Annotated in this window: 22 protein-coding genes; 3 read left to right on the top strand and 19 right to left on the bottom strand. The window is 44.4% G+C overall.

From position 1 onward, the window contains the following. Positions 1–219: 219 nt before the first annotated feature. The 3 genes from PGQ38_RS07230 to PGQ38_RS07220 are packed head-to-tail and all read right to left on the bottom strand — an operon-like array spanning position 220 to position 5,890. Positions 220–1,002, bottom strand: coding sequence for a hypothetical protein (locus tag PGQ38_RS07230; RefSeq protein WP_118578530.1), 783 nt, complete (start codon positions 1,000–1,002; stop codon positions 220–222). Between the two features lie 12 nt (positions 1,003–1,014). Next, entirely contained in the window at positions 1,015–2,292 is a 1,278-nt protein-coding gene (locus tag PGQ38_RS07225; RefSeq protein ID WP_204453786.1) for a DUF5716 family protein, read from the bottom strand. Positions 2,293–2,296: 4 nt separating this feature from the next. Next, on the bottom strand, positions 2,297–5,890 hold the full coding sequence (locus PGQ38_RS07220) for a DUF5717 family protein (RefSeq protein WP_270431136.1): 3,594 nt from the start codon (positions 5,888–5,890) through the stop codon (positions 2,297–2,299). A 309-nt stretch (positions 5,891–6,199) separates the two neighbouring features. Between PGQ38_RS07220 and sigK the strand changes: the two genes are divergently transcribed. Further along, the gene (gene sigK, locus PGQ38_RS07215; RefSeq protein WP_118578536.1) at positions 6,200–6,829 is read left to right on the top strand and encodes an RNA polymerase sporulation sigma factor SigK; all 630 of its coding nucleotides are present in this window, start codon (positions 6,200–6,202) and stop codon (positions 6,827–6,829) included. An 89-nt stretch (positions 6,830–6,918) separates the two neighbouring features. On the opposite strand, the gene PGQ38_RS07210 is transcribed toward sigK, so the two are convergent. The 9 genes from PGQ38_RS07210 to mtaB form a co-directional block, all read right to left on the bottom strand. Next, on the bottom strand, positions 6,919–8,145 hold the full coding sequence (locus PGQ38_RS07210; protein WP_118578538.1) for a peptidase U32 family protein: 1,227 nt from the start codon (positions 8,143–8,145) through the stop codon (positions 6,919–6,921). Continuing rightward, a complete protein-coding gene (locus PGQ38_RS07205; RefSeq protein ID WP_118578540.1) occupies positions 8,138–8,794 on the bottom strand; it encodes an O-methyltransferase in 657 nt (218 codons plus the stop codon). The genes PGQ38_RS07210 and PGQ38_RS07205 overlap by 8 nt, the downstream gene beginning before the upstream one ends. Further along, positions 8,791–9,339 carry an endolytic transglycosylase MltG gene (locus PGQ38_RS07200; RefSeq protein ID WP_118578542.1) on the bottom strand — a complete coding sequence of 183 codons (549 nt, stop codon included), beginning with the start codon at positions 9,337–9,339 and terminating at the stop codon, positions 8,791–8,793. The genes PGQ38_RS07205 and PGQ38_RS07200 overlap by 4 nt, the downstream gene beginning before the upstream one ends. A 9-nt stretch (positions 9,340–9,348) precedes the next feature. Continuing rightward, positions 9,349–9,687 carry a YlbF/YmcA family competence regulator gene (locus PGQ38_RS07195; protein ID WP_195700282.1) on the bottom strand — a complete coding sequence of 113 codons (339 nt, stop codon included), beginning with the start codon at positions 9,685–9,687 and terminating at the stop codon, positions 9,349–9,351. An 11-nt stretch (positions 9,688–9,698) separates the two neighbouring features. After that, positions 9,699–11,561, bottom strand: coding sequence for a ribonuclease J (locus PGQ38_RS07190; protein ID WP_226815527.1), 1,863 nt, complete (start codon positions 11,559–11,561; stop codon positions 9,699–9,701). A 198-nt stretch (positions 11,562–11,759) separates the two neighbouring features. Then, a complete protein-coding gene (locus PGQ38_RS07185; protein WP_195409400.1) occupies positions 11,760–12,014 on the bottom strand; it encodes a DUF1292 domain-containing protein in 255 nt (84 codons plus the stop codon). Next, a complete protein-coding gene (gene ruvX / locus PGQ38_RS07180; RefSeq protein WP_204453784.1) occupies positions 12,001–12,450 on the bottom strand; it encodes a Holliday junction resolvase RuvX in 450 nt (149 codons plus the stop codon). Before ruvX ends, PGQ38_RS07185 begins: the two co-directional genes overlap by 14 nt. 2 nt (positions 12,451–12,452) lie before the next feature. Further along, positions 12,453–12,725, bottom strand: coding sequence for an IreB family regulatory phosphoprotein (locus tag PGQ38_RS07175; protein WP_021925017.1), 273 nt, complete (start codon positions 12,723–12,725; stop codon positions 12,453–12,455). 265 nt (positions 12,726–12,990) lie between these two features. After that, positions 12,991–14,322: a tRNA (N(6)-L-threonylcarbamoyladenosine(37)-C(2))-methylthiotransferase MtaB gene (mtaB, locus tag PGQ38_RS07170; RefSeq protein WP_204453782.1), complete on the bottom strand. Its 1,332-nt coding sequence runs from the start codon at positions 14,320–14,322 to the stop codon at positions 12,991–12,993. A gap of 295 nt (positions 14,323–14,617) precedes the next feature. Between mtaB and PGQ38_RS07165 the strand changes: the two genes are divergently transcribed. Continuing rightward, on the top strand, positions 14,618–14,854 hold the full coding sequence (locus PGQ38_RS07165; protein WP_021925019.1) for an HPr family phosphocarrier protein: 237 nt from the start codon (positions 14,618–14,620) through the stop codon (positions 14,852–14,854). A gap of 91 nt (positions 14,855–14,945) precedes the next feature. On the opposite strand, the gene thiI is transcribed toward PGQ38_RS07165, so the two are convergent. From thiI to PGQ38_RS19810, 3 genes are all read right to left on the bottom strand, one after another. Beyond that, entirely contained in the window at positions 14,946–16,127 is a 1,182-nt protein-coding gene (gene thiI, locus PGQ38_RS07160) for a tRNA uracil 4-sulfurtransferase ThiI (protein WP_118578552.1), read from the bottom strand. Between the two features lie 82 nt (positions 16,128–16,209). Beyond that, positions 16,210–17,364 (bottom strand): cysteine desulfurase family protein, encoded by a 1,155-nt coding sequence (locus PGQ38_RS07155; RefSeq protein ID WP_118578554.1) that lies wholly within the window; start codon positions 17,362–17,364, stop codon positions 16,210–16,212. Further along, a complete protein-coding gene (locus PGQ38_RS19810) occupies positions 17,301–17,489 on the bottom strand; it encodes a DUF6783 domain-containing protein (RefSeq protein WP_306467803.1) in 189 nt (62 codons plus the stop codon). Before PGQ38_RS19810 ends, PGQ38_RS07155 begins: the two co-directional genes overlap by 64 nt. On the opposite strand from PGQ38_RS19810, the gene PGQ38_RS19805 reads away from it, so the two are divergent. After that, positions 17,418–17,582, top strand: a complete 165-nt coding sequence (locus PGQ38_RS19805) for a DUF6783 domain-containing protein (RefSeq protein WP_306467802.1) — start codon at positions 17,418–17,420, stop codon at positions 17,580–17,582. The two genes, PGQ38_RS19810 and PGQ38_RS19805, sit on opposite strands and share 72 nt — an antisense overlap. Here the strand turns inward: PGQ38_RS19805 and PGQ38_RS07150 are convergent. From PGQ38_RS07150 to dnaJ, 4 genes are all read right to left on the bottom strand, one after another. Further along, a complete protein-coding gene (locus PGQ38_RS07150) occupies positions 17,579–18,325 on the bottom strand; it encodes a 16S rRNA (uracil(1498)-N(3))-methyltransferase (RefSeq protein WP_204453778.1) in 747 nt (248 codons plus the stop codon). The genes PGQ38_RS19805 and PGQ38_RS07150 overlap by 4 nt on opposite strands. Positions 18,326–18,327: 2 nt before the next feature. Next, positions 18,328–19,281 carry a 50S ribosomal protein L11 methyltransferase gene (gene prmA / locus PGQ38_RS07145; RefSeq protein WP_173716406.1) on the bottom strand — a complete coding sequence of 318 codons (954 nt, stop codon included), beginning with the start codon at positions 19,279–19,281 and terminating at the stop codon, positions 18,328–18,330. A 145-nt stretch (positions 19,282–19,426) separates the two neighbouring features. Next, on the bottom strand, positions 19,427–20,107 hold the full coding sequence (locus PGQ38_RS07140) for a phosphatase PAP2 family protein (RefSeq protein WP_226815525.1): 681 nt from the start codon (positions 20,105–20,107) through the stop codon (positions 19,427–19,429). A 160-nt stretch (positions 20,108–20,267) separates the two neighbouring features. Then, complete coding sequence (dnaJ, locus tag PGQ38_RS07135) at positions 20,268–21,455, bottom strand: molecular chaperone DnaJ (RefSeq protein WP_195409404.1); 1,188 nt, start codon at positions 21,453–21,455, stop codon at positions 20,268–20,270. Between the last annotated feature and the right edge of the window lie 5 nt (positions 21,456–21,460).

The raw sequence follows: 21,460 nt of genomic DNA, 5'->3' as shown, positions 1-21,460 counted from the left end.
CAATGGTTATTGCTCTAGCGAGCCATTTCAGGCGCGTTCTTAGCGTAGATGAAATCCAGCGCTTACGAAGACTTATGCGTGAGGGCTCTCCCGAACGCATTAGTCGCAGTTAGCGATTAGTTCATCGTAGCGTTGCGCCGGCGAGTGAGTAATAACCATTGTCCGAATGCGTCCGCCTTAAATAACTTTTCACTCACCAACCAACAAAGCACAGGTTCATCACGAACCTGTGCTCCTATGATACTCTCCTGTCAGCTTCTCCAGCATTTCATCCGCCTTCCCTGGTCTTATGCTGACCTCCTTTTTCTGCGCAAACTCATCCAGTGCCTTTTTTAAAGTATCCTTCACTTCCTCCGATACATTCAGCTCCTTCAGCCTGTTCTCATACTCCTGCGGCTTCTTCACGCTGCGATAAGCAAGCAGATAGCAAACCAGCTCCTTAGGATCGCTCTGGGTAAGAAACGCCTCCCAGAAACACTCCATTGCTTTCTCCATCTGAAAAAGATAGCTGTACGCACATCCAAGGTTATGCCACACACTCATGGTCAGTCCCGGTCTTATCTGCTCCAGCCCTTCTTTTTTCAGAAGCTGCTGATACACCTTGATGGCACTTACATACATCTTATTCGCTACCAGGGCATCCCCTTTTCTCTTTTTTCGAAGAAGAGGTGCCTCCTGATCCAGCTTGGCAAGCTTTACATTCAATGCCTTCAGCTCATCGTAAGTAAGATAATTGATCTCCTTAAATACCGGATAAAGCACATCCTCCGCACTGGCAAATTTACCAAGATGAGGACGTAGCTTGGCTGCCAGCCTTGGCAGATCCAGTTCCTCGCTGATCCAGGTACAGAGATTTTCATTTATAACAGAAGAATCCACCAGATAAAGATTGTGGTACAGAAAGTAGCAAAGCTCCTCCAGTGAGTAAATATTGGTATTGATACTCTCCACAAAAAACGGCTTGTCCGCCTTTTTTGTCTGACATAAAATATAACCGCTCATTTCCAGCCTCCTTTACCACTCTACCAGTTCGTCCCAGACCTTGCCGCTGGAAGGGAACATTTCTCCAAATCCAAGATCTTTTACAACAACGCGGCATTTCTTCTGTGACACATATGCAAGGGCCAGAGACAGTCTTGTAGTCTTATTGGGACGCTCAGGAAGTCCGGGCAGTCCCATAATTACTTTCTTCTTGTGCTTCTCGCCGAAGGTTCCAACAACAAAAACGAGCTCTGTTATATCATCCAGGATCAGCTCACAGCCAGCTTTACACTCATACCAGTTCTTACCAGCCTCAATAAGCGGGTAATATGCCGGTGCACCCATCACCCGCATTTCCATTCCCACATCTTTCAGCACAAGAGCAGGACTCATATAACGGTACCCCTTCAGGATCTTATCCTCAAGGCGCTCCTTTCCAGCTGCACATGCACCTTTTGCAAAAAGGTTATTTCCATAATAAACCTTTCTTCGCTGCATGCAAAGGCTTCCAATGGATATTTTCGCCCAATCCGGGCTGAATCCATATCCTGTGATCTGAATGCTGGAAAAAAGACCGGTTCCAAGAGTCTCCTTAATAAAATCACGGAAAGCCTCATCTCTGGCTTCCACGGCCTTCTCTCCCTCTTCCTCAGGGGCTGTAAGAGATGGGAGGACCGTCTTCTTCGGCTCCTCAAGGCGTACCAGCACCGGCCTTGTGCTGCTGTCCATAGTCAGCTGCTGAAACTTCACTTCATCCTGGTGAAAAGAATACCAGCCGATACTCCGGTTCCAGGTCTCTCTTTTCTGGGTAAGGGAATAATAATAAAAGCTCTCTCCATGGTCTATCAGCATGTACTGATTCTTCGAAAAACCAATGGCCTGGCAGGCTTTTTCCATATTTTTCACCTGGGGGTCCTCAAGCTCAGGACTTGTGATCACCAGACATTTTGTATTTTTTACAAGATCTGCAACTCCCAGAAATTTCAGTATCCCCTCCAGGAAAACCTGAAGCAGCTCCCATGGCTCCACCTGTTCTCCCAGAATCTGCACACTGTCTTCTTTCTTACAGATTCCATACAGGTCATCTACCATCTGTCCCCCTTTTTCCCGGGCAAAATAAACTGCCTCAAGACCAATGGTGTACTCTTTATGCTCTCCGCGCCTGCAAATACAGGTAGGTGCTTCAAACTCCTGGGCACCAACTTTCATGGACACAGAGCAGGGCTCCTCCCCTTTCCGGTCATAATAGCAGATCTGGGAATAATCTTTTCCAAAATCAATTCCTATGATCAAATCACGAATTTCATTCATATATTCAGTCCTCTTCTGTAATGACAAACATTTCTTTTACATACTGTTCCTGGCGGAAATACTGCTTCAGTCCCTGTTTCACCTCATGATGCTTGTCCAGTTTCCGCGCAGACAAAATCTGATTAATCATCTGGTACTTGCTGAATGGTGTACCTTCCACCTTACTCATTCCAAGTACCCGCTCTGGCGTTCTTTTGGTCTGTCCATTACATTCCTCTGAAAAATAATAATGCAAAGTTTCCCCGTAAAACATGGTAAACGGCTTGGTAAAAATACCCTCATATACATTCTTAAGAGGCTCTGTCTTATATTCCAGCGCACGTCCAAGTCCGGTATCCAAAGCATATACAAGGGTTACCTTCGCCTCCGGGCTGGTGTGATATTCCACACATGTTTTGTCATCCATCTGATACAGGCTCAGAATTTCCGGTGGAAGTCTGTGGAAGAAAGAAAATACCATTTCTTTGTCCATGCACATTTTCAGAAGCTCTTTTTCTATGGAAAGAAGAGCCTCTTTTCTGCTCTTTTCCCTGGAAAGCTCTTTAAACAAAGCCAGATAGCAGACTTCATTTACCATCCATTTCTGCATATATGCATTCAACAGACAGTTTTTCACAAAAGGACTCATGGTGTATTCTTTTACAAAAATGCCATAGGAAACATGGGTCAGATATCCGCTTACGATCCACTCCCTTCCGGAATGGCGAATGTAGGATTCCAGAACATGCTCTCCCTCCTTGCGGTAATCCGTGGTAAACATAAGAAGCTGAAGGATTTTTTCCTCCAGATCATAGGTATCCATTTCAAATCCCACAGCACTTTTCCAGATGGAAAACATTTCATCCACAGGTCCAAAACGATATTTCATAAGATATGTGAGGATCACCTCATCATAAAATCCATTTCTGTAAACATCAGATGCCAAAGCCAGAAGTTCCTCGTCTTCCAGCATGTCGCAGCGCACGATCATGCGGCTTACCAGTTTCAAAAGGCTTCGCATGTCCACGCCCTCATAGCCGAATTCCTCCACAATGGCCTGTGCCTGGGAAAAAAGACCGCGGCTTATAAGAACCACCAGAAGCTTCTGCCTGTCCACACGGGCGTATTCCTGGTAATCCATCTGCTTTAAATATTGATCCAGATCTTCGCCAAATACATGCTCTGCATAATAATCCAGAATCCTGCGACGTACCTTCTGCTTATACTCCATGCAAAAAGCATCGGATTTGACCAGTCTTTGAAAAATATCCAGATTATCTTTGTCCAGTTCATGGCTTTCGCAATAATGAAGAAGCACACCTGGCTCGTCCACGCCAAGGGCAAGAACTTTTCTCACTGCCCCATCCTCATCCATGGTCTTCTTCAAGCTGTAATCTACAGTAGCACTGTATCTGCGCTGCTTGTCATCCTGAAAAAGGATAGCAGCATCTTCTGTATAAATTCTTGGATAAGCTACGCCCTGAACACAGGTATAAGTCTCCTCTGATTCCATCTGACTGTGACGAACGATCACATAGCGGACTTTTTTATCATCAAAATAAAGGCGGTGGGTAAACATTTTCTGCGCAATGGAATCTGCCGCCTCTTTTGTGCGAGGCTCCATCAGAAACTCCTGATATAAGACAGCATAGCTCTCATTCATTTTGCCCTCAGCCAGTTTTTTTCTGGCGAAATCCCGCATACCTGACATATAGCGCTGGTATGCTGCCGGCTCTTTTTCCTTATTTGCAATAATGCAGGAATAAATAAATGCCCGCTTGGAATCTCCAAGGGAATCGCTGTTGTAAGTAAAATACATGAGAAGAGCCTTTGGAAGCTCAATCCGTCTGGAAGTGTCCATAGTCTCCACATAATACTCATAAAGTCTTGTAAGACGCAGCCCATGCTCCACTGCCAGGGAAAACCAGCGGAAATATTCGGTCTTTCTTGGGTTTCCCTTCATCACATATTTGCAGATGGCTTCCAGGGTATCCTCTGAAGAATACTGTTCATAGCCCTTTGCCAATGCCTGATAAATACTTTCGTTATAATCTTTCTCATATCCGGAAAGATATGCAAGACGCATTACCAGCTCCTCTGTAAGAAGGTTTCTTCTTGCCGCGAAGCGGAATACCTGTCCCCAGAAGCTGTTCAGCCTGTGAAGAAGAGTCATGTCCTTGCAGATGATCTTCCATGCTTCCAGATAGAGGAACGGACTCCTGCAGCCCTTGCCAAACTGCTCTTCCAGCACAAATAATGCCTTGGACGGAGTCTCCTTGTATGCAGGATCCAGCTTCAGCAGGATCCATAAAAGCGGAAAACTGTCACTTTTTTGCATGTAAAAATTGCGGATTCTGGACAGGGCGTGAACCTTGTCCTTATATAAACCGGTAAGCGTGCACAGATACAGATAAATTCCAGCAAACTCCAGATCATCTCTTGTATAGGATTTATCCTGATAGCTTTCCAGAAGAACTCTTGCTTCCTCATGATGGTTCTCCATGTAAAGAAGAAAGGCCTCATACATCTGGTATTCCGGATAATCACATCCGGACTGGTGAAGCTGGTTCAGAATATAGTGGCTGCTTGCACTCCAGGTGGAAAAATCCATCCAGCTGTTGACCCCTGGATTCTCCTTTCCCGCAAGACAGCTTGCCACAGCAGTCTCATAGCACAAGTAGGCCAGACAGTCTTTTTGAAGATCCAGTTTACTCTTCTCCTGAGTCAGACGGATATCTACATCCAGTTTACCACTTGTGGATGCAACAACGGTATAAGTAATCTCCTGATAAGGGCTTTTTACTATAATTTTGCCAAACTGATTGCCTTGTCTTAATTTCTCCTTGTGTACCAGATATTCCACTTCATAATGGCTGCCAATAAAATCTTCGTCTGTTACCACCTTGCGGGGAACTTCCAGAAACTCTCCAACAGCTTCCACATCAAGGCGCAGATGCCCCCATCCGCTTCTCTGAATATAAAAAGATTCTTTCAAAGAGTCTTTCAACTCATAGTATTCTTTGCCCACCTCTCTGGCACTTATGGTTACTTTTTCCTTCTTGCCTGCGGCAATGAGAAATTCTTCCAGATGCTGATATGTCACCGGCTGTCTGGACAGACCATAATAAAGTGTCTGGATCTTTTGATCCTCATTTTCCAGAATTCTGGTGAAGCTGGCATCTTTAAAAATACGGAATGCCTCTTTAAAATCATCCCGGGCAACTTTTACAAATTCGTCCAGATTCTCTACCACACCTGAAAAACTGCGTATTTCCTCTTTCTCGATCTCAATTTCAAAAGGAAGACGGGCCTCTCCAATATTTGTAGTAAAACACAGCCATCCCTTCAGGTTTTCTCCGGGAGCAAGTCCTACCGTATCAATTCCAAGCGGGAGACGCACAGTAGTTCCTGAAATATGGTCCATTCCCGGTACCACCCGGCGGCTGGAAGAAGTAACATAACCGCGGATCTTCTGATTATCCTCTGTTCCAACGTACACTTCCCCTCTCTTCGTCTCCCCTGCTTTCATGGTCAGGGAAATCTTCTCCTTGGAAAAAAGGAGCTGGGGCTGTTCATATTCAAACTTTCCGTTTAAAAGCTGTTCGATCTTTTTTTTCAAAATCATTCACCTTACGTCTTTCGTGTTCTTGTTACTGTCCACAAACTTCACAGCAACACGCTTCTCAGAACATTGCTGCGGAACAGTAATCCTGTTACTCGCTGTCACTGCCTCTTTCGAACCAGAGCCTTTTTCAAACACGCTCCAGGCAGTTACTCTGACATTATTATAATGATTTTCACCCTTTATTTCAATGTAAAATATAAAAAGAATCCTGCCACGATTTTTTCGCAGTAAAAAAAAGGCAGCCAGGCACTTAAAGCCTGTATTTTTCATAGACTATATAGAAATCCCCTTTGAGGTAGCGATTTGAAGACATTTTTGAAACCTTTGACAATGGCCGAGGAGCAGTATTATCTTCAGCAGTACCAAAGGGGCGATATGGAAGCAAAAAATATTCTCATAGAACGTAACCTGCGGCTTGTTGCCCATGTAGTAAAAAAATATCAGGGAACAGATGTAGAACTGGACGATCTGATTTCCATTGGCACCATTGGATTAATGAAAGCCATCTCCACATTTGATTCCACAAAAGCAGCCCGGCTGTCCACATATGCTGGAAAGTGTATCAACAATGAACTGCTTATGTTATTCCGCTCCCGCAAGAAGCATTCCCGGGAAATCTCGCTGTATGAACCCATTGGTACAGACAAAGAAGGCAATGAGATCAGTCTTCTGGATGTAATGGAAGGACCGGCAGTGGACGTTGTGGAAGAGTATTCCACCAGAGAAGATATCCGTCATGTACTGGATTCCATGAAGTCTGTACTGTCTTCCAAAGAATATGAGGTGATCTGCTGCCGTTTCGGTCTCTTTGGGCAAAAGGAACAGACGCAGCGGGAAATCGCCAGGCACCTTCACATCAGCCGCTCCTATGTATCCAGAATTGAAAAAAACGCCCTGCAAAAATTGCGGACGCTTTTTCCTGAAAACGGGTAAAACACGCTCTGCGAGTTTTACCTCTATGATTATTTGTTACTGTTCATTCCGTGACCAGTAACGATTATTTTTCTGAATTACTCTCAGACTTATGCTTCACTACGGCGGAGGATATCATAAACCTCTGCCTCACCGCCAAGATCTACAAACAGCTTCTGCTGCGGATGGGGAGCGCTTTCTACGGAATTGCCCTCCTCATCATAGATAGCTTTTACAGGAACCAGAAGATTGGTTCCATCCGGTTTCATGATCTCGATCATCTCTCCTACTGTAAACTTGTTTCTCTGTGTAATCTGCACATAGCCTCTCTCATCTACAGCTTCTGCAAATCCCAGATACGTATACCCCTTCTCATAGGTATTATTGTCATAGATCTGTGCTTCCTCGCTTGGTTTGCCATAAAAGAAGCCAGTTGTAAATTTACGGTAAGTGCAGCCTGCGATCTGCTCCTGATACCAGGACATGTTTGCCTGATATTTGGCCGGATCTTCCAGATAATCATCAATAGCCTTGCGGTAAGTACGTGCGACAGTTGCTACATAAAGAGCTGTCTTCATACGACCCTCGATCTTCAAACTGTCGATTCCGCTTGTGAGAATGTCATCCATGTGCTCGATCATGCAAAGATCCTTGGAATTGAAAATGTAAGTACCACGCTCATTCTCATAAACCGGCATATACTCCCCAGGTCTCGACTCTTCCACAATGGAATATTTCCAACGGCACGGATGTGTGCAGGATCCCTGATTGGCATCTCTTCCTACCAGGAAATTGCTGAGAAGACAGCGTCCGGAATAGGAAATACACATCGCTCCGTGAATGAAAGTCTCAATCTCCATATCATCTGGAATATTGGCACGGATCTGGCGAATCTCTTCTAAAGAAAGCTCACGGGCAGTTACCACACGCTTCGCTCCAAGCTTGTACCAGAAGCGATAGGTTTCGTAATTAGTGTTATTTGCCTGGGTACTGATATGACGCTCAATCTCCGGACAGATTTCCTTGGCATAGGTAAAAATACCAGGATCAGCGATGATCAAGGCGTCCGGTTTTAATTCCTTAAGCTCTTTCAAGTACTCTCTTACACCAGCCAGATCATAGTTATGCGCAAGAATATTCACTGTCACATAGACTTTTACACCATGCTCATGGGCAAATGCAATTCCCTGCGCCATCTCTTCTTTTGAAAAATTGCGGGCCTTGGCACGAAGCCCAAAAGCCTCTCCTCCGATATAAACAGCGTCTGCTCCGAAAACCGTGGCAATCTTCAGAACCTCAAGACTGCTTGCCGGAACTAATAATTCTGGTTTACGCATATGACTCCTCTTTCTTTACACTGATGGAGGCTCCGTCTCCTAACGGAAGGATGGAGGTCTCCAGCAGCGGATTGTGCTTCAGTTCATAGAGATACTGACGCATACGCTTATAAATGGTACGATTGCGTCTCTCTACAAGATAATGGGATTCGATAATGTCCCCTTCTTGAAGAACATTATCAGAAACAAGAACGCTGCCCTTATGCATTAATCGAAGCACATCCGGCAGCCAGTTCATATACTGCCCCTTGGCAGCATCCATAAAAATAAGATCATAAGTTCCAGTAAGTTCTTTCAGGATCTCTCCTGCATCCCCGGTAAGGAACTCTATCTGGGATTCCCGTCCTGCCTTCCTGAAATTCTCTCTGGCAATAGGGATCCTTTTTTCATAATTCTCAATTGTTGTTATTTTCAGATTCTCAGGTCCATATTCGCACATCAGCAGAGTGGAAAAACCTACTGCCGTTCCGACCTCCAGTATTTTCATCGGCCGGGTTGCTGCAAGAAACATTTTCAGAAAGCTCTGCATTTCCTTGCGGATAATGGGAACCCTTCCTGCAAGTGCTTCTTTTTCCAGTTCTTCCAGAAAAGGAGTATTCCCCATATCAAGAGAATTGATGTAAGTGCGCATTCTCTCCTCTACGATCACTGTCCGGACTCTCCTTCCCCTGCAGTTCCATCAGCTGCCTGAGTATCTGCTGTACCATCTGCACTCTGGGTATCAGCTGTATCAGTTCCTGCATCTGTAGTCTGAGTATCTGTCTGGGCCGCTGTATCAGCTGCTGTGGCACTATCCTGCGTAACACCAGTCTGCTCCTCATCACCAGCAAGAATACCCATAATACGTGTAGGAGTGTAAGCTGTACTTAACAGATAAGTTCCAGCCTGCATCTGTCCCTTATATGTAGAAAGTTTCTCCTGTGCAAAGAACACCAGACTGTCGTCGATCAGTCCCTTGCTTTTCAGGATCTTGGCTACATCATACGTGGATGAGCCTTCCGGAATCACAACTGTCACTTCCTGACCTGCTCCCGGGCTGACTGCCTGCTGGTTAAAAACATTGTAGCCAAACTGATAGGCCGACTTGCCAATCCAGAAAATCAGCACTGCAACACAGACGTAAAAAGCAGTACGAAAAATTCCACCAGCTACAAAAAGCCCTGCTTTTCCCACCTGATCTCTTGTATTACCCATGTTTCCTCCTTATAACTCAGGAATGTCCAGATCGATTCCCTCTGTAAGTGTCCTGCATATCTTCTGCATAAGTTTACAAAGAGCAAGCTCCGCATCAAGAAATGCGTTTACAAGGGGATCTCTGCGCAGCTCCCTGGATTCTCTGTTGAGCTGCTCCGTTCCCCGGAACAGCTCATCTCTGTTTGCTTCATTCTGTAGTCTGAAATTGTTTCCTCTGAATGCATTCACACGGTCCATAAGCTCCGGGTTCTCCTTCAGAAGATCTCTGTATTTCTCAAATTTCTGATATTCTTCACTGTTCTGTACAGCTGCAAGAAGTGCATCTATACAGTCTTTTATCTCGTTCATCGCGCCTCTGCTTATGCCTCCATAATGATTGGAAGGATCATCGGACTTCTCTTGGTACGTTTCCATACGTAGTCGCTGAGTGCATCCTTCACTGCTGCCTTAATCTTACTCCAGTCTGTGATACCTTTATCCAGACATCCGTCAAGAGCCAGCTCCACCACTTCTCTTGCATGATCCATAAGGTCTTCTGACTCTCTTACATACACAAAACCTCTGGAAACAATATCCGGTCCTGCCAGTACCACATTGCTGTGTCTCTCTAATGTCATGACAACAATCATAATACCATCTTCGGAAAGATGCTGTCTGTCGCGAAGTACAATATTACCAACATCTCCGACTCCAAGACCGTCTACAAGAATTGCACCTGTGTGTACGGAACCAGTAACAGCCGCACTATTCTCATCAATCTCCAGAACATTTCCGGATTTCAGAATAAAAATATTGTCCTTGGAATATCCAAGTTCCTCTGCAACAAGCTTCTGGGCAGTCAGATGACGATATTCACCATGTACCGGAATTGCATATTTCGGCTTCACAAGGGAGTAGATCAGCTTAATCTCCTCCTGGCAGGCATGTCCGGATACATGTGCATCCTGGAAAATAACCTTTGCACCTTTCATGGAAAGCTCGTTGATAACCTTGGATACAGCCTTCTCATTACCTGGAATCGGATGAGAGCTGAAAATAATTGCATCATTAGGTTTAATGGTAATCTTCTTGTGGATATTAGCAGCCATACGAGAAAGAGCAGCCATGGACTCGCCCTGACTTCCTGTAGTGATCAGAACAAGCTGCTCATCCGGATAGTTCTTTACCTGGTCGATCTCGATCAGAGTCTGGTCAGGAACACGCAGATAGCCAAGTTCTGCGGCAGTGGTAATAACATTTACCATACTGCGGCCTTCTACTGCCACTTTACGTCCAAAGCGGTATGCGGTATTGATGATTTGCTGTACACGGTCTACATTGGAAGCAAACGTTGCGATAATGATTCTTGCAGTCTTATATTCATTAAAAAGATTGTCAAAAACATGACCAACTGTGCGCTCAGACATGGTAAAGCCCGGACGTTCCGCATTTGTAGAATCACACATAAGGGCAAGAACGCCTTTTCGTCCGATTTCCGCAAATCTCTGCAGATCAATGGCATCTCCAAATACAGGGGTATAGTCCACCTTGAAGTCACCTGTGTGTACCACGATTCCCACAGGAGAATAAATAGCCAGTGCAGATGCATCCTGGATACTATGGTTCGTCTTAATAAATTCAATAGCAAAATCACCAAGATTGATCACCTGACCGTGTTTTACTTCTTTTAACTTGGTAGTCTTAGTCAGATTATGCTCTTTCAGCTTGTTGCTGATCAGCGCAAGAGTCAGTTTGGTGGAGTAGATCGGTGCATTTACTTCCTTCAGTACATATGGAAGCGCACCAATATGATCCTCATGACCATGGGTGATCACAAATCCTTTCACCTTGGAAATATTCTCTTTCAGGTAGGTAATATCCGGAATTACAAGATCGATTCCCGGCATATCATCTTCTGGAAAAGCAAGTCCGCAGTCTACTACCACTATACTGTCTTCATACTCAAAAGCTGTAATATTCATTCCAATCTGCTCCAGACCACCAAGTGGAATGATCTTCAGCTTGGAGCCATTGTTAGTTTTACGTGGTCTCTTTAAGGCAGGCTTGCCCTGACCGCGGAACTGAGGTTTATAATTCCCCTTAGTCTGCTTATCCTGTCCTTGTTTCTGACCATCTTTTCCTTCCTTTTTCGGCTGTGCCTTATATCTGTAATTTTTATGTCTGAAATTTGGTTTTCTTGTTCCGTTTCCGGCTGCCGGAGTCCTTTGCCCGTTGTTGTTCATTTCATTTTCCGTCTTCAATCAATCTATCCTCCATTTTGCGCACTTTATCCTCCAAACTCACGCTACCAGGATAAAGCGACTTTATTTTGTTTCGGCTGGTAACTGTTCAGTAACTTCACAGTTACACGCTTCACGATGCACAAAATAACATGCAAAGCATGATTTCGCATCACTGTTCACGATCTGCCCAGCAAATTATTACATTTCAAGATCTACGTCGTCCAACATCTGTTCAAATACTTTGGAAATTGCCACCAGTTCTTCATCATCTTCTACCATCTCATAGCTGGCTTCTTCGCTTCCCTCTTCTGAAATATCTTTCATAATATAGGCATTTGCCTCATCGTCCTGTGAATCGGAAACCAGAAGATAAGTGATTCCTGCAACTGTAGTCTGTTCTTCCACAAAAAATTCTATAATCCCATCCTCAGATTGAAATTTAATTTTCTCCATTATTTTCGTCCTTATTCATATTCATTCGGTCTAAGTATCCCTGTAAGATCAAAACCGCAGCCATCTGATCGAGAAACTGCTTCCTGTTCTCACGTCTGACACCGGTCTCCATCAAAGTACGCTCCGCTTCTGCCGTAGTCAGTCGTTCATCCCACATCACAATAGGCAGGCCAGTCCTCTTCTCCAGCTTTTCTTTAAACTCAAGAGATTTCACCGCCCGCTCGCCTACAGTATTATTCATGTTCTTCGGATATCCAAGTACAATACGCTCTACCTGATACTCCGAAATCAGTTCTTCAATCCGTGCCATCGTCTGGCGAAGCTTATTCTCCTGCTTGCGCCAGACAGTCTCCACACCTTGTGCGGTAAGTCCCAGTGGATCACTGACGGCAACGCCCACCGTCTTGGAACCGTAGTCTAATCCCATTAATCTCATAATCAGTATTCCCAGGATCTGTTCTTAATATACTCGGTCAGCAATTCCTCAACAAGTTCGTCACGCTCAACCTTCATGATCATGCTTCTGGCACCCTTATGGCTGGTGATATAAGTCGGATCACCGGACATAATATAACCTACGATCTGATTCACAGGATTATAGCCTTTTTCTTCCATTGCGTTGTAAACCAGGTCCAGGATTTCTTTTACTTCAAGCTCCTGATCTGGTTTTGTTCTGAAATATTGTGTACTTCCCAGATTATTTTCCGCCATTTTTCTCACGTCCTTACGATTATTTCTTTTTTATTTTAATATAATTACGTGTAAATTACAATCCTAATTTTGCATTGCCTGTCATTTCCGCAATTGTGTGGTTACTGGTCACGACCTGCCCAGTAACCCGCTTCGCGATGCACAGAAATCATGCATTCGCATGATTTCGCGCTGAGATTCTCGGGTTTTCTGTGAACTTTGTTCACAAAAAACACCTCGCGGAACGTTACCAGTGAACAGTAATAATTATGTTACTGGTCACGCCCTACAGAACCTGTATTTCTTCTCCCTGCAGAATATGTGGCTGCAAAGTTTTTTCCACTTTCACCGCCAGAATATCATTTACACCGTATTTCTCCGTTTTCGGCACCGCCACTTTCACATATTCTCTGGAATGTCCCAGATAATATGCTTTTCCATCAATTTCCACTTCCTCCTCCAGAAGTACCTCCAGAGTCTTTCCCAGAAGAGAAATCTCATATTCTGCAGCACGCTTCTGGTGCAGCTCCAGCATTTTGTCACTTCTCACAGCTTTTTCTGCCTCTGTCAGCTGACCGGACATAGCCGCAGCCTTAGTTCCATGGCGACGGGAATATTTAAAAATGTGGGTTTCATAAAAATGAATATCTTTCACAAAATCATAAGAGGCCTGGAAATCCTCTTCTGTTTCCATTGGAAAGCCTACAATCACATCTGTTGTCAGCGCCGGATTTCCGAAATAATTGCGAAGAAGTTCACATCTTGCTTTATACTCCGCGCTTCTGTATCGTCTGTTCATTCTCTCCAAAGTCGTATCGCATCCGCTCTGCAGGGAAAGATGAAAATGAGGGCAGACTTTTGACATAGAAGACAGTTCTTTTGCAAATTCTTCTGTGACGATTCCCGGTTCCAGGGAGCCAAGGCGGATTCTCTGAATTCCTTCCACTTCATTTACTGCCTGAATAAGAGAAAGCAAAGTTTCTTTTTTGTCCTCAGGAAAATCCACTCCATAGGAACTGAGATGAATTCCTGTAAGCACCACTTCTTTGTAGCCAGCTTTGGCCAGCTTGTGCACTTCGTTTAAAATATTCTCTTTTTCCCTGCTTCGCACGCGGCCTCTTGCGTAGGGAATGATACAATAGGTGCAAAACTGGTTGCAGCCATCCTGCACCTTAATATAAGCACGTACATGCTCAGCTGTGTGGCTGATTTCCAGTTCTTCATATTCCTTTGTCTGATTAATCTTAATAATATGAGCCTGACGCTGGTGTTCCCTTTCAAAATCAGCCAGAACTTCCACAATATTTTTCTTCTGGTTATTTCCAAGTACCAGATCCACTGCTTCGTCCTTTTCCAGTTTTCCCTCGTCAGTCTGTACATAACATCCTGTTGCTACTACCACCGCATCTGGGTTCATCTTTTTCGCCTTGTGAAGCATCTGACGAGATTTACGGTCTGCAATATTTGTTACCGTACAGGTATTTATTACATAAACATCAGCACCTGGTTCAAAAGGTACGATTTCATACCCTGCCTGTTCCAGAAGCTGCTGCATAGCTTCCAGCTCATAAGAGTTTACTTTACATCCAAGATTGTGTAATGCAACCTTTTTTTTCATTTTTTCCTCCAAAACTAGTACTGTCCACACCATGCAGGATAATTTCTCCGCGGTGCACAGAATTCATGCAAATACGTGATTTCGTGCCGCACTTCCCGGATCTTCTGTAAATTTCATTCACGAAAAGCATCCCGCGGAATATTACCAGTACACAGTAATGTTGTAAATTTTTTATACATTTTCACTAATTCTGCTGCCATTTTTTCTCTTTTTTCACCTTGACTTTTATCCTGCCTACAGGTAATATGAGTACTGTAAAGCAAACTACTAACAATCCAAGGGAGGTTATATCACAATGAAAACAGCAAAAATCTCACTTAACTCTATTGATAAAGTGAAAGCATTTGTAAACGAGATCAGCAAATTTGACTGCGACTTCGACCTGGTATCCGGAAGATATGTGATTGACGCTAAATCTATCATGGGTATCTTCAGCCTGGATTTATCCAAACCGATCGACCTCAATATCCATGCTGACGGAGCTGCTCTTGACAGCGTTATGGAAATCATCGACAAATATACAGTTGAATAATTAAATATTCGATTGTCAGAGGAACTGTTCACAGTTCCTCTTTTTGTTTTTTCGATGACTTCATGCAGTCTCTGAGTACTTTTCCACTTTTTTACTGGATTTCAATCACTTCTGCAGTGCTAAGTGCCGCTTCCATCAGTTCATCAATTTTCTCAGCCAGTTTCTCCTCTGACTTGCGGATCACATTCAGATTCGGCTTTGTAACCGGATGCTTTGCGACAAAAATAGTACAGCAATCTTCATATGGAAGAACAGAAGTGTCATAAGTTCCAATCTCCCAGGAACGCTCTACAATTTCCTGTTTATCAAACCCAATCACCGGACGATATACCGGTAATGTACACACTTCATTCGTTGCTGCAAGACTCTGCAGGGTCTGGCTTGCAACCTGTCCAATGCTTTCACCGGTAATAAGTCCAAGACAGTTATCCTTCTTTGCAAAATGCTCTGCAATTCTCATCATATAACGACGCATAATGATAGTAAGCTCATCATGTGGACACTGATCGTAAATGTACAGCTGAATGTCTGTGAAATTTACTACATGAAGCCTGATCGGTCCACTGTATTTTGCCACCAGCTTCGCCAGGTCCACAACCTTCTGTTTCGCACGCTCGCTGGTATACGGCGGAGCATGGAAATAAACGGCTTCAATCTTAACGCCTCGCTTTGCGATCATATATCCGGCCACTGGGCTGTCAATTCCGCCGGAAAGAAGCAGCATTGCCTTTCCATTGGTTCCAACCGGCATTCCGCCAGGTCCCTTGATGCTCTTGGAATATACATAAATTTTCTCACGGATCTCAACAGAAACGGTAAGTTCAGGCTGATGTACATCCACCTTTGCCTCCGGAAAAGCATCCAGAATGCTTTCACCGATTCTTGCACTTACTTCCATGGAATTTACCGGATAGGACTTCTTTGCACGTCTTGTATATACCTTGAAGGTGCCGTGATAATCCGGATGTACATTCTTCATGTACTCCACAACGTCAGAGCGCATCTGCTCAAATCCTTTGTCCTCGTAGATCACTACCGGACAGATATAAACAATACCGAATACTGTTTTTAATGCAGCTACAGCCTCCTCAAAATCGTATTCCTCCGGACAGAATACATAAACACGGCCCTGCTCCTTCACAACGCGGTAATCGCCCTCTATCTTAGAAAGAGCAATATTCATCTGCTTCACAAGGGCATCTTCAAACAGATATCGATTTTTACCCTTGATAGCTATTTCTGCGTATTTTATTAAAAATGCGTGAAATATCATTTGATTTCCTCCTGTTTCTTTATTTTATGCGGCTGCCGGACTTTCCCCGGCGCTGCATTTCATTCTTCTTTTCCTCACTGCATCAGTGTCTGGAATATCTCCGAAGCATAGGCAGTACCTGCCCGATCACTTCCAATGCATAATCCACTTCTTCAAATGTATTTTCCTCTGAAAAACTGAATCTCAGCGTACTTTCTCTTTGGGCTGCTTCCATTCCCATTGCACTTAAGGTTCCGGCAGCTTTTCTTTTGTGGCTGGAGCAGGCGCTTCCGGCTGAAACATAAATGCCTTTTTCTTCCAGAGTATGAAGCAGCACTTCGCTTCTCACGCCCAGAAAGCTGGCGCTTAAGATCTGAGGTGCACCTTCTCTTATCTCCATTCCGTTGAGACGAACATCAGGAAGTTTCAGAAAACCTTCTGCAAGGCGTTCCTTCAGCTGATACATATGCTCAATTTTCTTATCAAAATCCGTGTAGACCATCTTTGCAGCAACACCCAGTCCTGCAATTCCAGGTACATTATCTGTACCGGACCGCATACCGGCCTGCTGGCCGCCGCCTAAGATCTGAGGCTGAATCCTGGCTTTCTCATTGATATATAAAAATCCTACACCTTTAGGCCCGTGAATCTTATGGCTGCTCACAGAGAGCATATCAATTCCTGCCTTTTTGGGATAAATACGGTATTTTCCAAATGCCTGGATCGCATCTACATGATACAGAGCCTTCGGACTTTTCTCATGAACCAGTTTTGCAATCTCTTCCACTGGCATCACAGCACCAACCTCATTGTTTACATACATAGTAGATACCAGAATCGTATCCGGGCGCAAAGCTTTCTCTAACGCCTCCAGCTGAACCACACCCCTGTGATCTACAGGAACTATCGTCACCTCATATCCCATCTGTTCCAGGCGCTCTGCAGGCTGTCCTACAGCTGCATGCTCCACTGAAGTGGTGATAATATGGTTTCCGCTTCTTTTATTTGCATCCGCTCCGCCAAACAAGGCCAGATTATTTGACTCTGTTCCGCCAGAGGTGAAAATGATTTCTTTTTCATTTACCTTGAGAATTTTGGCAAGTATCTGTGCAGCTTCACGGACATACTTTTCCGCTTCCACACCTTTTAAATGCATGGCAGAAGGATTTCCAAAATCCTCTGTCATTGTTTTTACTACAATCTCTGCCACCTCAGGATAACATCTTGTGGTAGCAGAGTTATCAAAATATGCTTCCATTTCTTACTTTTCCTCTTTTTTCCAGAGCATGTTAAAAAAAGGCTTTCTGCAAGATGTGCATCACAATTTGCGGAAGCCTTTACCCGGATAAGGGCGCAGCAGCGAGCTGCGGCAGCCGAATTCAGGTGAAGCATACCGCAAAGTGGGGCGTGCAGATTGCTGAAATGATTTTTCAAACAGGCTCTGGCACGTCTTGCAGATTGCTAAAATATTTTTAAACAGACTCAAGCGTATACATCAGAATAGACAGCATGGTCATACCTGCTGTCTCTGTGCGCAGGATTCTTTTTCCCAGGGTCACCGGTTTCCCTCCGGCTTCCATGGCATCTCTCACTTCTTCCTCCTCAAAACCGCCTTCCGGGCCAATAAAAATCCCCACAGATTGTCCAGGCTGAATTGCCGCCAGGATTTCCCGGGTCTCTTTCATACCTTGGGCAAGCTCATAAGGAATCAGAACCACATCCAGTCCTTTTGCAAAGGCAAGTGCTTCTTTCCAGTTCATTACATTTTTCACTTCCGGGATCAGCATACGCTTAGACTGCTTAGCTGCGCTCTCGGAAATCTGCTGCCATCTGGTAACCTTCTTCTGCGCTTTCTTTGCGTCCAGCTTCACCACACATCTCCTTGTTTCAACTGGAACAACAGCGTAAGCGCCAAGCTCCACAGCCTTCTGAATGATCAGTTCCATTTTATCCCCTTTAGGAAGTCCCTGGAACAAATAAATCCGGCTTGAGAGCTCATACTGAGATTCCTGGGCATAAAGGATATGAAGAACTGCGCTGTCCTCCTGAAATTCTTCTATGGTACAGTGATATTCCTTCTCACTGCCATCGCTGATCCAAACGTCCTCACCAATGCGCATGCGAAGAACATTTTTCATATGGTTCAGATCCGGACCTGTAAGGGTAATCCTGTGTTCTTCCTCAAGGACCTGATAAGGCTCCACAAAAAAGCGCTGCATAATTATTCCTTTCTGGCTGTGACAGATACCCATTCTCCCTGATGGGTTACCTCAACCAGCTGAAGCCCGGCGTCTTTCACTGCCTTTACCACTACTTCTTCTTTCACATCCAGGATTCCAGAGGTGATATAGTAAGCACCCTTTTTCATCTGATTTACGATAACCGGTGTGAGAGGCACCAGTACATCTGCCAGGATATTAGCCGTTACAATGTCATATTTCTCATATCCAACCGTGTCTTGAACTTCTTTATCATCAATGATGTTTCCAATGAGCATGTCAAAAGTCTCATCCTTAATATCGTTAGCCTCTTTATTGTCTGCCACTGCCGGAATTGCACAGGGATCAAGGTCAGTTCCCACAACATGAGCAGCGCCCAGCTTCAAAGCTACAATTCCAAGAATACCGCTTCCGGTTCCAACATCCAGCATCTGGGTGTCTTTTGTCACAAATTTCTTCAGCTGACGAATTACCAGCTGGGTTGTCTCGTGCATACCAGTTCCAAAAGCTGTACCTGGATCAATGTGAAGGATCATCTTATCTTTATCTTCTTCCTTCACTTCTTCCCAGGATGGAACAATAAGAATGTCATCTACATAGAACTGATGGAAATATTCCTTCCAGTTATTGATCCAGTCTTTGTCCTCTGTCTGGGATTCTGTGATGGTGCCTTCGCCGATATCCATGTATCCGCGTACTTCTTCAAGGACAGCACGTACTCTCTCGAGAACAGGCGCAGTTTCTGTGTCCTCTTCCAGATAAAAATTCAGATAGGCGATTCCATCATCCGCTGGACCTTCCGGCATAATATCCACAAACATCTGCTCTTTATCTGTCTCGGTAAGGGGCTGTTTGTCCTGAATCTCTACGCCCTCAACTCCAACGTCTGCAAGGGCAGAGATGATAACGTCTTCTGCTTCTGTTTTTGTTTTGATGGTAAAGCGATTCCACTTCATACTATTTCTCCAATCTTTTTATTGAAAGCTGTTTCTTCATAATCACAATATGGTATTTTTTAACATCTTTCGAAACGGTTGTTATCTGTTACTTTATTCTGATTTTTCAATTCACCTGACCAATTACTGGTTTTTTATGTCCATGTTACTTCTTTTTATGTGCAAAAACATGCACAACCCACTTATGTCGCTGCCCTTTCTGATAAAATCTCCAGAAAAACTCTACCAGAAGCAACGCCGCTGCTGCATCCACAATGTAATGCTGCTTCAGCACCTGGGTAGAGATAATGATCAGAATTGCAAATACCAGAGAAAATCTCTGATACCATTTCGGCACCTTCTCTGAGCCTTCCACACCTTTCCAGCACATCCAGCTCACATAGCAGTGGATAGAGGGAAACAAATTAGAAGGACTGTTCCCGCCATCCAGGGAATATACCAGAGCGAGAATCTTTTCCGAAAGGGTATTTCCTGGGATCTCCGGTCTTATATTGGTGGTCGGTATTAAAATAAAGCAGATAAAGCAAATAAAATGTATGGTCAGATCTGTGGCAACAAACCGGTAAAACATATCCTTACCACGCCTTGCCGCCAGCAAATACCCCACCGCCCAGAATGGAAATGCCAGAATATAAAACCACACAAATACAGGCAGTAAAGGAACTTCCCTGTCAAATGCCATCGTAAAATCAAAGTGATACCTGCCAGCTGTAAGCGCACTGCTTCCCCAGTAAATCAGACAATTCACTGCCATGATGGTCACAAGAGGTACAATAGACCACAGGGGGATATATCGGTTTAACAAATCTCTTTTCTTTGTTTTCAAGGCAAAACTCCTTTCCGGACTCTTGCGATGTTACTGCTCATTTCCTGACCAGCAGCACGGACAGTAACGTTGCGGCTACCCTTTAATATACAATAAGTAACAAAAAAAGAAAAGAGGATATCTCCCCTTTTCTTTATTCTTTTATGGAAAAACTGATTTTTTACTCTTCAAAGGTCTCTTTTAATTTGTCCATGAAGCTTTTTTTCTTCTTTTCGGACTTTTCTGTGCTATCGCCGGCACTGCCTGCAGGACGATTGCCGCATGCCTCGTCAAATTTGCGGAGAGCTTCTTTCGCGTCCTCATTCAGGTTGGTTGGTACCTGAACAACCAGAGTTACGTAGTGATCACCGCGAACATTCTTGTTTCGAAGGGACGGAACACCTTTTCCCTTCAGACGGATTCTGGTATCTGTCTGAGTTCCTGGTTTCACTTCATAGAGAACTTCTCCATCTACTGTATTCAGTTTGACTTCGCCGCCAAGCGCTGCCTGTGCATAAGTAATCGGTGCAGTAGAGTAAATATTCATATCCTGTCTCTGGAAAATCGGATGGCGTGCTACATTTACTTCTACCAGCAGATCGCCTCTCGGACCTCCATTTGTGCCAGGTTCACCTTTATCACGGATACGGATACTCTGACCATTGTCAATACCCGCTGGAATAGATACCTTAATTTTTTTGCGATTGGAAATGTATCCGGTACCACGGCAATCCGGGCATTTATCTTTGATGATCTTACCTGTCCCATGACAATCCGGACACACCTGAACGTTACGAACCATGCCAAACATGGACTGCTGGGTGTAAACGATCTGTCCTTCACCATTACATTTCGGACAGGTAACCGGTGAGGTACCAGCCTTAGCTCCAGAACCGTGACAGGAAGTACATTCCTCTTTCAGAGTAATCTCAAGTTCTTTCTCACAGCCAAATACAGCATCCTCAAAGGTGATGTTCACGCGTGCACGCAGGTTTGCCCCCTTCATAGGTCCATTATTGGCACGTCTGCGGCTTCCGCCGCCTCCAAACAGATCTCCGAAAATATCTCCGAAGATATCCCCCATGTCTGCGCCGGAGAAATCAAAGCCGCCGAAACCGCCTGCTCCGCCACCGCCGCCGTTTTCAAAAGCGGCATGACCAAACTGATCATACTGTCTTCTCTTGTCCGGGTCACTTAAGACGCTATAAGCCTCTGTTGCCTCTTTGAATTTCGCTTCAGCTTCCTTATCTCCCGGATTTACGTCGGGATGATACTTCTTGGCAAGCTGACGATATGCTTTTTTTAATGTAGCGTCATCGGCGCTCTTATCAACGCCTAAGACTTCATAGTAATCTCTTTTATCAGCCATGATTT

Source organism: Blautia faecis (assembly GCF_027662325.1).
Classification (GTDB): Bacteria; Bacillota; Clostridia; order Lachnospirales; family Lachnospiraceae; genus Blautia_A; species Blautia_A faecis.
Note: the sequence above shows the minus strand (reverse complement) of the source record. Positions and strands in the feature narration are given on the sequence as shown.

Excerpts from the sequence above, each read along its gene's own strand:
- thiI (WP_118578552.1), bottom strand. The coding sequence starts at position 16,127 with ATGATATTTCACGCATTTTTAATAAAATACGCAGAAATAGCTATCAAG.
- PGQ38_RS07195 (WP_195700282.1), bottom strand. The coding sequence starts at position 9,687 with ATGAACGAGATAAAAGACTGTATAGATGCACTTCTTGCAGCTGTACAG.
- PGQ38_RS07185 (WP_195409400.1), bottom strand. The coding sequence starts at position 12,014 with ATGGAGAAAATTAAATTTCAATCTGAGGATGGGATTATAGAATTTTTT.
- PGQ38_RS07210 (WP_118578538.1), bottom strand. The coding sequence starts at position 8,145 with ATGCGTAAACCAGAATTATTAGTTCCGGCAAGCAGTCTTGAGGTTCTG.
- PGQ38_RS07155 (WP_118578554.1), bottom strand. The coding sequence starts at position 17,364 with ATGGAAGCATATTTTGATAACTCTGCTACCACAAGATGTTATCCTGAG.
- PGQ38_RS07230 (WP_118578530.1), bottom strand. The coding sequence starts at position 1,002 with ATGAGCGGTTATATTTTATGTCAGACAAAAAAGGCGGACAAGCCGTTT.
- mtaB (WP_204453782.1), bottom strand. The coding sequence starts at position 14,322 with ATGAAAAAAAAGGTTGCATTACACAATCTTGGATGTAAAGTAAACTCT.
- PGQ38_RS19805 (WP_306467802.1), top strand. The coding sequence starts at position 17,418 with ATGTGCATCACAATTTGCGGAAGCCTTTACCCGGATAAGGGCGCAGCA.
- ruvX (WP_204453784.1), bottom strand. The coding sequence starts at position 12,450 with ATGAGATTAATGGGATTAGACTACGGTTCCAAGACGGTGGGCGTTGCC.
- prmA (WP_173716406.1), bottom strand. The coding sequence starts at position 19,281 with ATGAAGTGGAATCGCTTTACCATCAAAACAAAAACAGAAGCAGAAGAC.
- dnaJ (WP_195409404.1), bottom strand. The coding sequence starts at position 21,455 with ATGGCTGATAAAAGAGATTACTATGAAGTCTTAGGCGTTGATAAGAGC.
- PGQ38_RS07190 (WP_226815527.1), bottom strand. The coding sequence starts at position 11,561 with ATGAACAACAACGGGCAAAGGACTCCGGCAGCCGGAAACGGAACAAGA.
- PGQ38_RS07175 (WP_021925017.1), bottom strand. The coding sequence starts at position 12,725 with ATGGCGGAAAATAATCTGGGAAGTACACAATATTTCAGAACAAAACCA.
- PGQ38_RS07165 (WP_021925019.1), top strand. The coding sequence starts at position 14,618 with ATGAAAACAGCAAAAATCTCACTTAACTCTATTGATAAAGTGAAAGCA.
- PGQ38_RS07200 (WP_118578542.1), bottom strand. The coding sequence starts at position 9,339 with ATGGGTAATACAAGAGATCAGGTGGGAAAAGCAGGGCTTTTTGTAGCT.
- PGQ38_RS07225 (WP_204453786.1), bottom strand. The coding sequence starts at position 2,292 with ATGAATGAAATTCGTGATTTGATCATAGGAATTGATTTTGGAAAAGAT.
- PGQ38_RS07150 (WP_204453778.1), bottom strand. The coding sequence starts at position 18,325 with ATGCAGCGCTTTTTTGTGGAGCCTTATCAGGTCCTTGAGGAAGAACAC.